This window comes from Halomonas sp. GFAJ-1 (genome assembly GCA_002966495.1).
Lineage (GTDB): Bacteria > Pseudomonadota > Gammaproteobacteria > Pseudomonadales > Halomonadaceae > Vreelandella.
Genome location: CP016490.1, coordinates 953,176 through 965,048 on the forward strand (window position 1 = coordinate 953,176; position 11,873 = coordinate 965,048).

Here is an 11,873-nt window from a genome sequence, read left to right on the forward strand (position 1 = left end):
GAACTTTAGGGTTTTCACTATAGGCTCGCTGTGGGGAGAGTATTTACTGCCATACTACTAAAGTTGTGTTTTTTAAAGTGTTAACAACAACGTAATCTCAAGGCATGCACTACGAATACGTGTACGCAATGCGAACAATAATTAACTAACGCACAGGAAGATAACAATGAATAAACTCCTTAGCGCAACATGTTTAGCTGCCTGTAGTAGCGCGCTTGCACTTGGCCTTGCTGTTTCCTCTGCCAGCGCCAATGAGTGGCCGACTGATGATATTCGCCTAGTCGTTCCATACGCCCCAGGTGGTACTACCGATGTGTTGTCGCGGCGCGTTGCCGATCTACTCCAGCAAGAACTCGATACTAACGTGGTGGTAGAAAACCGCCCGGGTGCGGGTTCCACTGTCGGCACCGGGCGCCTTGCACGCGGTGGGCGCGGTGCGGATCACACCATTCTTATGGCATCGCCAGGCCATACCATCGGTGCCGCTATTTATCCTGACCTCAGCTACGACCCCGTTGATGACTTCGTCTTCCTGCAGAACATGATCGATATTCCTAACGTCATGGTCGTGCCCGCTGACAGCCCCTATGAAAACGTTATTGAATTCGTAGAAGCTGCAAAAGAACAAAACATGACCTTCAGTCACAGCGGTGTGGGTAGCTCTATTCACATGTCTGGCGAGCTATTTAAAACGCTGACCGAGACCAACATGACCGCGGTGCCTTTTGCGGGTAGCGGTGCGGCACTGCCTGCGCTGTTAGGTGGTGATGTAGACGTATCGTTTGAAAATATGCCAACGGTTCTTTCCCACGTTCGCTCCGGCGATCTGCGTGCACTGGCGGTTACCTCCGCTGAACGCTCTGAGTACCTTCCTGATGTGCCAACATTAACGGAAATTGGCGAGCATAACCTTGACCAGTTCATCACCACTGCTTGGTTTGGGCTGATTGCCCACAGCTCCTTCCCAGAAGAAGCACAAAGCGTCATGCAAGATGCATTGGCCAGGGTGATGGAGCGGGAAGAGTTTCTAGATTTCGCAGAGCAGTTAGGCGCAGAGCCGGGGCAAGTGTCGGGTGATGCGTTTAAACAGTTCATCGTTGAAGAATTGGAGCGTTGGGACGGCGTCGCCCAGCAAGCTGGCATTAGCCAGTAAGCTAGGCAGCCTCTCATCAAACACTGAGGCGAGGACATGCGTTCTCGCCTTTATTGTTTTCCCTGGAGAAGGCAGCGATGACACCCTCAGATTCTAAGCGCAGGGTAAAAGACCCAAGTGACGTAGTCGCGGGAGTTATCCTGCTGGGCTTCTCGCTGGCACTGGTGTTTTACTTAGTGCCTAACTACGTCAATGAACCGCCTATTCTGCAAAACCCGATGATGTCGCCGCGCTGGCTGCCGGGAATCGTCGGCTGGTTGATCCTACTGTTTTCTATTCTGCTTATCCTACAAGGCTTCCTGTTGGATAGAAGCAGCGAGGAGGATGAACGAAATATCGAGAAAGGGACGACCCGGCGTTTCATATTGATGGTGGTCGCTCTGGTCATCTATGTCTCTCTATTTGAGTCGATGGGGGCGGTATTTACCGGCATTCTGGCGACCCTGGTGCTTTTTGTGGCACATCCCGTTCGCACCTGGTGGGTTTATAGCCTGGCCTTCGTTTTTCCTATCGCTGTGACATTTATCTTTGTAAAAGTGATGAATGTACCGCTTCCGATATCACCAATCGGTTTCTGATTGGCTACTTAATCTTCTGGGTGATCTATGGAACATTTTTCGGAAGTCATCGCGATATTTTTTAGCTTAGATAACTTTCTGGCCATCGCGATGGGCGTGGTCATCGGTGTGGTGGTGGGGTCCATTCCTGGGCTGACCGCCACGATGGCGGTGGCGCTGGCGCTGCCCTTTACCTTCTCCATGCAGCCGGTCGCCGCTATTTTGCTGTTGGTGGGTATTTATAAAGGCGGCATGTACGGTGGCTCCATTACCGCTATTTTGATTAGAACGCCTGGCTCACCTGCATCCGCGTGTACCTTGTTAGATGGCTACCCCATGGCCCAGCAGGGCCATGCCAAGAAGGCACTCAAAGCTGCGCTCTTCTCATCGGTAATCGCCGATTTTATTTCCAACATCGCGCTGATCTTTTTTGCCGCCTATTTGGCAAAAATTGCGCTAAATTTTGGCGCGCCGGAGTTTTTCTGGCTGATCTGTTTTTCGCTCACCATCATTATTTCCCTGGCCAGCGGCTCTATGATCAAAGGCTTGATGGCCGCGTTGTTAGGTATTCTGCTTTCTCTGGTGGGGCTGGATGAAGTCTACGGCTCCCAGCGGTTTACCTTTGGCAGCTATAACTTAATGGACAGTATCTCCTTTATTCCTCTGTTGATTGGCCTGTTTGCCATCCCAGAGATTATCGAGTTCTATCGCAAGAAGGCGCTTCCCCATATTAAGGCGAAGGCGAGCGGTGCTGGCCTGGCATTTTCTGAATTGAAGCGCTGCTTGACGACTATTGTGCGGGGCAGTTTGATCGGCGTGATTATTGGAGCCATCCCCGGTACTGGTGCTACGGCGGCTGCGTTTATTTCCTATAGCGATGCACGTAGGCGGTCGCCTAATAAGGCGAACTTCGGTAAGGGTGAGGTAGAAGGCGTTGCCGCTGCCGAGGCGGGTAATAACGGGGTTGCCGGGGCGACGATGATTCCGCTGCTATCGCTGGGTATTCCCGGGGATGTTATTACGGCGATTATTCTTGGGGCCTTTATGGTTCATGGGCTAACGCCAGGCCCCATTATGTTCCAAGAAAACCTGCCGCTCATCTATGCCTTGTTTATGGGCATTATGTTTAGCTCGCTGGTATTGCTGCTAGTGGGCAATGTGGCCATTAAGTACTTTTCATTAATTGCTGACATTCCTAAATCTATTCTTTTCCCGATTGTGTTGATGTTCTGCGTTTATGGGGCGTATGCGGTTAATAATGACACCTTTGACGTGTGGCTAATGCTGGCCTTCGGCGTCGTGGGCTATATCTTCAATCGCGCCGCGATCCCGGCAGCGCCATTTTTAATCGGCTTTATCCTCGGGCCAATGTTTGAAGATAACCTGCGCCGCTCGCTATTGATCGGTCATAACGATCTTTCGATCTTTGTGCGTGGCCCCATTACCTGGGTCTTTATTGCATTGACGGTGGGTTCCATTGCCTTGGCCCTTTACCGCTTTATTTCATCACGCCGTGAAGCGCGCAACGCCGTCGGTAAATCGCAGTAAGTACGACTACCGGAGAAAATGGCTATGGCAGGACCGCTAACAGGGCTTCGAGTGTTGGATTTAAGCCGCGTAATGGCAGGCCCCTGGTGTACGCAAATACTGGCCGATATGGGCGCCGAGGTGATTAAAATTGAGCACCCCACCCTCGGCGATGACACGCGCCACTGGGGGCCTCCCTGGTTAAACGATAAACAGGGCAAGGAGTCCCAAGAGTCGGCTTACTACCTGTCTGCCAATCGCGGCAAGCACTCGGTGACGGTGGATATTGGCCAGCCGGAGGGACAAGCGCTGGTGCGTGAACTAGCGGCAGAAAGCGATATTCTGGTGGAGAACTTTAAAAGTGGGGGCTTGGCGCGAAAAGGTCTCGATTACGCCACCCTAGAAGCGATTAATCCCGGGTTGATTTACTGCTCAATCACCGGCTTTGGTCAAACCGGGCCAATGGCGGCAATGGCCGGCTATGACTACCTAATCCAAGCTCAATCCGGCCTAATGAGTATTACCGGTGCCGCCGACGGTGAGCCGGGGGCTGGGCCGCAGCGGGTAGGCATGGCGGTCTCCGACCTGACCACAGGGATGAATGCCACCATCGCCATTCTGGGTGCTTTGCATCACCGACATAGCACCGGGGAGGGCCAATATATTGATATGGCGCTGCTGGACGTTCAGGTCAGTTGGCTGGCAAACCAAGCGCTTAACTACTTCTGCAGTGGCACACCGCCCACCCGCACCGGTGAGTATCACCCTAACTTAGTGCCTTACCAGCCGTTTCCTACGGCTGACGGTGAAAAAGTCATTATCGCCATTGGCAACGATGGGCAGTTCAAGCGCTTCTGTGAGGCGGTGGGGCGCCCTGAGCTAGCCATTGATCCTCGTTTTGGCACTAACCCTGAGCGGGTGAAGCACCGTCTGGTGCTAATTCCACTGATGGTGGAGATCACTCGGACCCGCACCAGCCACGAATGGATTGAAATGCTAGGCGCCATTAGCGTTCCCTGCGGGCCGATTCAGAATATTGCCCAAGTCTTCAATGACCCGCAGGTTCAGGCGCGAAACATGCAAATTGAGCTAGAAAGCGACACCGGCGTAGTGCCTGGTGTGGCTAACCCTATTAAATACTCCAAAACGCCGTTGGCGTATCACAAGCCACCGCCGCGACTGGGCGAGGATACCGATAGCGTGTTAGAGCGCCTATTACACAAGAGCGCTTCCGACATCAGCGCCTTGCGCCAAAAGGGCGTGGTGAAATAAGCCTTCGATTTGCCTAACCGACCGTAACACCGCCGCACACGAAGAGGGTCTGTCCGGTGATGAAGCCGCTACGCTCATCGCAGAAGAAACTGACGGCCTGGGCCACGTCGTCAGGTTGGCCCATGCGTTGTAGCGGAATATTGTCGATGATGCGGCGTGCGCGCTCCGAATCAGGCGGGTTATTTTGCCAGAAGGCGCTGGTGGCAATAGGCCCAGGAGCAACACAGTTAACGGTGATGCTGTGTTCAGCCAGTTCCAGCGCCCATGTTCTGGCCATGGATTGCAGCGCTCCCTTTGTTGCGCTGTAGATAGTTCGCGCTTCTTTGCCCAGCACCACGCGGCTGGCATTTATGACGATGCGCCCCATACCTTGTGCCTTCATAGCAGGAAGCAGCGCTTGGGTGCAGATCAGCGCCGAGCGTACGTTCAGGTGCATCAATTGGTCGAAGTCTTCAAGCGTTGCCTCCTCAAGCAGAGCGGGGGCGACGATACCTACATTGTTGATTAGCCGGGTCACCGTATAACGCTCGGCGATTTCTGCCATCACCCGTCGTGTCGCGTCGGCATCGGCAAGGTCGACCTGGTAGGCGTCAGTCTGCAGCGCATCGACTTCCGGCGCAACGATATCCACCACGATAACGTGATAGCCATCCTGTTGGAGTCGTAACGCGATAGCTTGACCGATGTTTCTAGCGCCGCCGGTAACCACGGCGCAGGCGTATTGATTATTTTGGTTATGTACAGAAGGTTGGCTCATTGTTGTTGTCCTTTGCTGACCTAAACCGGTGTCCATTAGAACGCCAATACGCAGTGTGATGCATGCAATCCGGCTTTATACCTTGGTAGCGTCACTGCCCAGGTAACGCGTGCAAATAAAGGGCTGAAAAGTAAATAAGTAGCTGAAAAATATCTTTAAAACGCGTTACTCAGTGCGGGGGATAGGCCATCCAGGCACTGAATAGCCGCTAGGCATTTGACCTCATTAGCGATCGGCAGTAACTTGTTCGTATTAAGAATATATGTTCGTTAAACGCACAAGCGCTAACAACGTCGGCAACGACCTGCTAAGAGGCACCCATCATGGCCGAGTTTCTCAGCTTGCATGACGCGGTAGCGCGCTACGTCCAAGACGGCGCCACCGTTGCCATGGAAGGCTTTACCCACCTGATTCCGTTTGCCGCGGGTCACGAAGTGATCCGTCAGCAAAAGCGTGATCTGACGCTGATCCGCATGACCCCCGATATCATCTACGATCAAATGATTGGCGCGGGCTGTGCCAAAAAAGTCATCTTCTCCTGGGGCGGTAACCCCGGCGTGGGCTCGCTGCATCGCCTGCGTGACGCGGTGGAGAAAGGCTGGCCGTGCAAGATCGAGATTCTTGAGCATAGCCACGCGGCCATGGCCTGTGCCTTTGAAGCGGGTGCGGCTGGATTACCGCTGGCGGTTTTCCGTGGCTACATCGGTAGCGAGCTGCCCAGCGTCAACGACCAAATCAAATTCATCGAGTGCCCGTTTACCGGTGAACGCCTGGCCGCTATACCGTCGGTGCGCCCAGATGTCTCGATCATCCACGCCCAGCGGGCGGATCGCCAAGGCAACGTGTTGGTAGAAGGCATTGTTGGCGTACAAAAAGAAGCGGTGCTGGCCGCCAAACACAGCATCGTCACGGTGGAAGAGATTGTCGATGATCTGAACGCACACCCCAATGCTTGCGTGATCCCAAGCTGGGCGATCAGCGCCGTTGCGGTGGCCGAGAAAGGCGCGCTGCCTTCCTATACTCACGGTTATTACGGCCGCAGCAATCGCTTCTACAAGGAGTGGGATGCTATTGCTCGGGATCGCGACACCTTTACCCAGTGGCTTGACGACAACGTCTTTAATGCCGCCGATAACGTGGGAGGCCAAGCCTGATGAGCCTGGAATATACCTCGTCTGAAATGATGTCGGTGACGGCGGCGCGAGCGCTGGAGAACGGCATGACCTGTTTTGTGGGCATCGGGCTGCCCTCGGAAGCCGCCAACCTGGCGCGGCTGACCCATGCCCCTGATGTGGTGCTGATTTACGAGTCCGGCACGCTGCAAACCAAGCCTGCGATTCTGCCGCTTTCCATCGGTGATGGTGAACTGTGCGAATCAGCGCTGACCACCGTGGCGGTGCCGGAGATGTTCCGCTACTGGCTGCAGGGCGGCAAAATCGATGTGGGCTTTTTGGGCACCGCGCAAATCGACCGCTTTGCTAACCTTAACACCACCCTAATTGGCGATTACAAGGCACCCAAGGTTCGCCTGCCGGGTGGTGGCGGTGCCCCGGAAATTGCCACCAACGCCGGGGAAGTGTTTATCACCCTGAAGCACTCCAAACGTGCTTTTGTAAAAGATGTCGACTTCGTCACTACGCTAGGCTTTGGCCGCGACGGCAAAGGGCGTGATAACGTGCCCAATATCGGCAAAGGCCCCACCCGCGTCATCACCGACCTGTGCGTGATGAAGCCTGATCCCGACACCAAAGAGCTAGTGGTGGTATCGCTGCACCCAGGCGTAACCCGCGAGGACGTGATTGACGCCACCGGTTGGGAAGTACGCTTTGCCGAGCAGCTTGAGAGCACCCCGGAGCCCAACGAAAACGAGCTGACGATTTTGCGTGAGCTGAAAGCGCGCACCGAGCGAGCCCACGCGGGCGCATAAGAAGTACTTTATGAGGTGCATCGCGGGAGGTATCCGAGGATAGTAAACGCGTCGTGGTACGCGGCCGCAATGGGTATATCCACTTAACTGCCTAAAAGTCTACGCGAATGCGTGGGTAGTCGCTTATTGCGTAATAAAAAAGGGAGCCCGTTTAAGCGGGCACCCTTTTTTTAGGTAATGCTAATAACGCTTAAAGATGATTAAGCGCTTTTCTTCTTTGTGATCTTAGGATCGCTCGCTTTATCTTTTTGATCACTCGGTTTGCTGTCGCTGGCGTCGCTTGGCTGTGGGAGCGATGGCAGCGATTTGGCGAGCATTTCTACACTGTGGCGGTAGTAGAGCTGGCTCTTATTATGCTCGCCCATGCTGGCGTAGAGGCGGGCAAGCTCGGCACATACTTCACCATTGGGGCGCTGGCGCTGACTAGCTTCAAAGTATTCCAGCGCTTTTTCCCACTGGCCAATACGTAGCGATAGGCGCCCGCATGCTAACAGCAGTTCTGGGTCATTGGGGCGCTCTTGCAGCCATTTCTCTGCTTTCACCAGCTGGCGCGCTGCGTCTACGTTAAGCAAGCCGTAACGTTTTACCAGGCGTGCATCCCAGTGGTGGTCCAGCGAGTGATTGAGCAGCCGTTCAGCAATAGGCTCTTCGTTCGACTGGAGCAGCGCCTCGGTGTAGAGCACGATCAGCTCAGTATTCCCACGCAGGTAGTCCGGCATATCGGCCCATAACCCCCGCACGCGCTCGATATTCGTGGGGTTCTTGGCCTCAAACACAATCAGTTCACGGTAGGCCTTGAACTCCAGCTGCTCACGCTCTTGCTGAGTAATCAGCTTTTGCGCGGCTAAGCGCGGGATCAGGTGGCGTAGCCCCTCCCAATCGTTAACGCTGAGATGCACCTGCTTAAGCATCTTGAGCACTTGAGGGTGGTTGGTCAGCTGCTTATCCAAACGGTTAAGAATCGCCAGTGCTTCTTCAGGCTGCTGACGGTCGATCATCAACTGAGCCTGCATCAGGCCAATCGCTGTGTCGGCGCCTTCGGTCGTTAGCTGAGCCTTGTTGAGATGCTCTTGAGACTTAACATGGTGGCCTTGGTAGTGTGCCGCCAGCGCCGCTGAAAGGTAGTTAACCAGTGGGGTGCTGGAGTCATTGGCAGCGTTAACCAGCGTTTTTTCGGCTTTTTTGAAGCGGCCTTCGGTAAGGGCCACTAAGCCATGCACCGTGCGTTTCATGGCGCGGCGATTGCGGGCGCGGCTGTTCCAGGTGCGAAAGTTACCCACTGGACGAATAATGCCGCTTAAAAGCCGCAGGGCAAAGTGCAGCACAAGGAAGGCGGCGAGTAGCAGTACCAGGCCAAACCAGAAGGAGGTCTGTACCGAGGTTTCACCGACACGAATTAACCAGTAGCCAGGCACCGCCATCATTAGGTGCCCAAATAGGGCACCTACTGCAAGGCCTGCGACGATAAGAAGAATGAGCTTTCTCATGCATCACCTCCGCCTTGGCGACGCGATTCAAAGCGGTTTTCAATGAAGTTCGCTAGCGCCTGCTGTGACGCGCTGATATCGGGCAGTTCTGGCTTCACCTCGGTTTGCTTTAGCTCTTCTAGGCGATTAATGACGCTTTGAGTCTCGTCACGATCGGTGTCGTAGTAGCTGTTAAGTAGACCCAGGGCTTTATCAAGGCTCGCTTCGTAAAGTTCCTGCTCTTCTTTCAACAGGGCCAGTTGCGACTGCTCAAGCACTAGGCGCAGGCTTTGGCGCAGATAGGTCTCTTGCTCTGGAGTAATCAGCGTTTCCAACGCTTCGTCATGATGGCGAATCACGACAAGATCTTTTAACTCTTCGCCAAAGCGTGCCAGCTGGCGCTGGAAGGTACCTGTAGGCGGCTGCTCGATGCTAGAGGTAACGGCACGCTCTTCCACTTCCTGGGAAAGACGCAGGCCAGCGATGCGTTCCTGCTGGGCGTTCAGCGCCAGATAGATACCGGTGCGGTCTACGCGGGGTACCGCATCAAGGGCGGCCAGCTCATTGGCGATTTCACGGCGTACCGAGGTGAGTGCCGGGTTGTCGGCGTCCACTAGGCGGGCGTCGGCGGTGTTAAGCAGGGCGGCTGCACCATCGACATCACCTTCAAGCTGCAGGCGCTGGTTGGCTAAGCGCAGCAGATAGGCGGCTTCTGCGTGTAGCCAGTCGCGCTCGTCGGTTTCCTGCTCTTGGGAGAGCTGGGCCAGCACTTGATCCAGCGTCTCGTCGACGTCACTGCGGTAAGTGTCAAGTTCACTGCGCAGATCGCTCAAGGTGCTTTCCAGCGCCTGACTGCGCTCTGCTTCGCCACTTTCGATACGTGACTCAAGGTCGCTAACGGCCTGCTGGGAGGCGCTGTCTTCAGTCTGCTGAGTCAGCGCATCAATGCGCTGCTGTTGACTATCCAGGCGCTGCCAGCCTTGCCAAGCAACCAGTACTAATGCCACCGCCAGGATAATCACCAGCACAATGGCGAGCATGCCGCTCTTGCCACTGTTGCCGCCGTTGCCACTGTCGCTACCCGAGTGGCGGTCACCACCACTGTTAGTGGGCGGCGGCGTGAAGGCGCCTTTGGGGCTTGCGCTCGCGGTGCTCGTACCCGCTGCCTGTTTGGGGGCAGGCTCATCTTTTTTGGCACCGCTGTGTGGTGCTACAGGTGCGGCGCTTGTGGTGTCTTGCTTAGAATCGGCGGGTTGGTGGCCGCCTTTATTACGCCGCCGGGAACGGCTGTTCTTAGCGGCATAAGAGGAAGATGCTGAGGTAGTGCTTGACCCTGCAGGCTCGCTGTTGGAAGAGGCGGGCACGGCGGTATCGCTCGGCTTAGCGCCCTCTTGGGATGCATCGGCAGACGTCTTGTGTACGCCTTCCTGATCGTTTAGTTGTTTGCTCATCTGTCGCTAGCCCTTATTAAGTTCCTTGATCGACATCGGCACCCTTTGGGTTGCAGGACCGATCCAACGCGGCTGCTAGTGCAGCCGGCGTTGCTCCCGACGCCACCTTGAGGTCACAAAAACCCAGTTTACCGGCCAGTGTAGCTAAACGGTGACTGGAAACGATTAGCGGTTGGTTCAACGCTGCTTGATTACACCATTTTGCCAGATGTTCAAGCAGTTCGCTGCTGGTAACGATTAACGCCCGGTAATCGCCTACTAAAAGACGTTGCTGCATGGCCGCTGAGGGCGGTTGATACACTCGCCGATATACTTCTACGCGGATGACTTGCGCGCCACGCGTTTCCAGCGTCTCGGTGAGTAGTGTGCGGCCGCCTTCACCCGCTACCAGTAGTACTCTCTGGTGGGTTAATGCTTTTAGTGAGGCAAGTGCCAGCAGTGCCTCGCTGGTATCGTCACCGCTTGCAGGTGAAGGAATGTGAACGCGTACGCCTAGCAGGTTGTAAAGGGTGTAGGCGGTGGTGCTGCCAACACTGTAGTAATCAATCCCTACAGGAAGCTGCGGCCAATAACGCTCCAGCGCTTCGCTTAAACATTCGGCTGCGAAGGGGCTGACCACTACTATCTTATGGTACTGATCAATATCCAGCCAGATTCTGCGCTGTTCCGGTGTTTCAGGCAGTGCTTCAAGCTGCATGACCTCCAGGGATTCGACCCAAGCGCCCTGGGCGCGCAGCGCAGCGGCAAGCGCTTCACCACGCTCTCCGGGACGGCAGATCAGTACCGGTTGGGTCATACGTTGCGGCCGTAAACCTCGGCCAGGATATCCCCAGCCCCTTGGTCAAGGAGGTCTTCAGCCACCCGAATGCCCAGCGCTTCCGGCTCGTGGATGGAGCCACTGCCTTCGGCCCGTAGCACTTCGGTGCCTTCAGGGTTGCCCACTAAACCGCGCAGCCAAATGGTTTCGTTGGCCTTGTCGAGAATCGCATGACCACCGATAGGCACCTGGCAGCCGCCTTCTAAGCGGGTGTTCATTGCCCGTTCGGCGCGCACGCGGGTGGCGGTGTCAGGGTCATCCAGAGGAGCCAGTAAGCTGATCAGCTCAGGGTCATGCAAGCGGCATTCGATACCCAGCGCCCCTTGGCCGCAGGCCGGTAGGCAAATTTCTGGGGGCAATGCTTGGGCGATACGTGCATCCAGCCCTAGGCGTTGCAGCCCCGAGGTGGCAAGAATAATCGCATCAAATTCACCGGCGTCTAATTTTGCCAAGCGAGTTTGTACATTACCGCGTAGATTAAGAATTTGAAGATCAGGGCGGGCCTCGCGCATTTGCAGGCCACGGCGTAGGCTGGCCGTGCCGATGCGGGCACCTTCAGGCAGCTCTTCAATGTTGCTGTAGTGGTTGGAGACAAAAGCATCGGTGGGGTCGGCGCCATCTAAAATCACCGAAAGCCCGAGGCCTTCTGGGAAGTGCATCGGCACATCTTTCATAGAGTGCACGGCAATGTCTGCGCGGCCATCCAGCATGGCGTCTTCCAACTCTTTGACAAACAGCCCTTTACCGCCAATTTTAGAAAGCGGCGTGTCGAGAATTTTATCCCCTTTGGTAGAGAGCGGAACCAGCTCGACTTCCAAACCGCTGTGTGCCGCCATCAAACGGTCGCGGACGTACTCGGCCTGCCACATGGCCAACTGGCTTTTACGCGTGGCAATGCGCAATTTAGTGATGGATGACACGTTATTCTCCCTTGGCCGCTGACACG

11 protein-coding genes are annotated in these 11,873 nt (G+C 55.3%); 6 read left to right on the plus strand and 5 right to left on the minus strand.

What is annotated here, in order from left to right; translation table 11 throughout:
* Window positions 1-166: 166 nt before the first annotated feature.
* The 4 genes from BB497_04385 to BB497_04400 all read left to right on the plus strand — a co-directional run bounded on the left by BB497_04385 (window position 167) and on the right by BB497_04400 (window position 4,509).
* Window positions 167-1,153 (plus strand): Bordetella uptake protein, encoded by a 987-nt coding sequence (locus BB497_04385; protein AVI61991.1) that lies wholly within the window; start codon window positions 167-169, stop codon window positions 1,151-1,153.
* Between the two features lie 77 nt (window positions 1,154-1,230).
* Window positions 1,231-1,731, plus strand: coding sequence for a hypothetical protein (locus BB497_04390; GenBank protein AVI61992.1), 501 nt, complete (start codon window positions 1,231-1,233; stop codon window positions 1,729-1,731).
* 27 nt (window positions 1,732-1,758) lie between these two features.
* Complete coding sequence (locus tag BB497_04395) at window positions 1,759-3,258, plus strand: C4-dicarboxylate ABC transporter permease (GenBank protein AVI61993.1); 1,500 nt, start codon at window positions 1,759-1,761, stop codon at window positions 3,256-3,258.
* Between the two features lie 24 nt (window positions 3,259-3,282).
* On the plus strand, window positions 3,283-4,509 hold the full coding sequence (locus BB497_04400) for a CoA-transferase (GenBank protein ID AVI61994.1): 1,227 nt from the start codon (window positions 3,283-3,285) through the stop codon (window positions 4,507-4,509).
* A gap of 13 nt (window positions 4,510-4,522) precedes the next feature.
* Here the strand turns inward: BB497_04400 and BB497_04405 are convergent, their stop codons facing one another.
* Window positions 4,523-5,266 (minus strand): short-chain dehydrogenase, encoded by a 744-nt coding sequence (locus tag BB497_04405; protein AVI61995.1) that lies wholly within the window; start codon window positions 5,264-5,266, stop codon window positions 4,523-4,525.
* Between the two features lie 323 nt (window positions 5,267-5,589).
* Between BB497_04405 and BB497_04410 the strand changes: the two genes are divergently transcribed.
* Entirely contained in the window at window positions 5,590-6,420 is an 831-nt protein-coding gene (locus BB497_04410) for a 3-oxoadipate--succinyl-CoA transferase subunit A (protein AVI61996.1), read from the plus strand.
* Window positions 6,420-7,193, plus strand: coding sequence for a 3-oxoadipate--succinyl-CoA transferase subunit B (locus tag BB497_04415; GenBank protein AVI61997.1), 774 nt, complete (start codon window positions 6,420-6,422; stop codon window positions 7,191-7,193). Before BB497_04410 ends, BB497_04415 begins: the two co-directional genes overlap by 1 nt.
* A gap of 200 nt (window positions 7,194-7,393) precedes the next feature.
* On the opposite strand, the gene BB497_04420 is transcribed toward BB497_04415, so the two are convergent.
* From BB497_04420 to BB497_04435, 4 genes are read right to left on the minus strand one after another with little or no spacing between them, the layout of a single operon-like run.
* Window positions 7,394-8,680, minus strand: coding sequence for a heme biosynthesis protein HemY (locus BB497_04420; GenBank protein AVI61998.1), 1,287 nt, complete (start codon window positions 8,678-8,680; stop codon window positions 7,394-7,396).
* A complete protein-coding gene (locus tag BB497_04425) occupies window positions 8,677-10,110 on the minus strand; it encodes a hypothetical protein (GenBank protein ID AVI61999.1) in 1,434 nt (477 codons plus the stop codon). Before BB497_04425 ends, BB497_04420 begins: the two co-directional genes overlap by 4 nt.
* Before the next feature lie 16 nt (window positions 10,111-10,126).
* The gene (locus tag BB497_04430) at window positions 10,127-10,906 is read right to left on the minus strand and encodes a uroporphyrinogen III synthase (GenBank protein ID AVI62000.1); all 780 of its coding nucleotides are present in this window, start codon (window positions 10,904-10,906) and stop codon (window positions 10,127-10,129) included.
* Window positions 10,903-11,847: a hydroxymethylbilane synthase gene (locus BB497_04435; protein AVI62001.1), complete on the minus strand. Its 945-nt coding sequence runs from the start codon at window positions 11,845-11,847 to the stop codon at window positions 10,903-10,905. The genes BB497_04430 and BB497_04435 overlap by 4 nt, the downstream gene beginning before the upstream one ends.
* Window positions 11,848-11,873 lie beyond the last annotated feature (26 nt).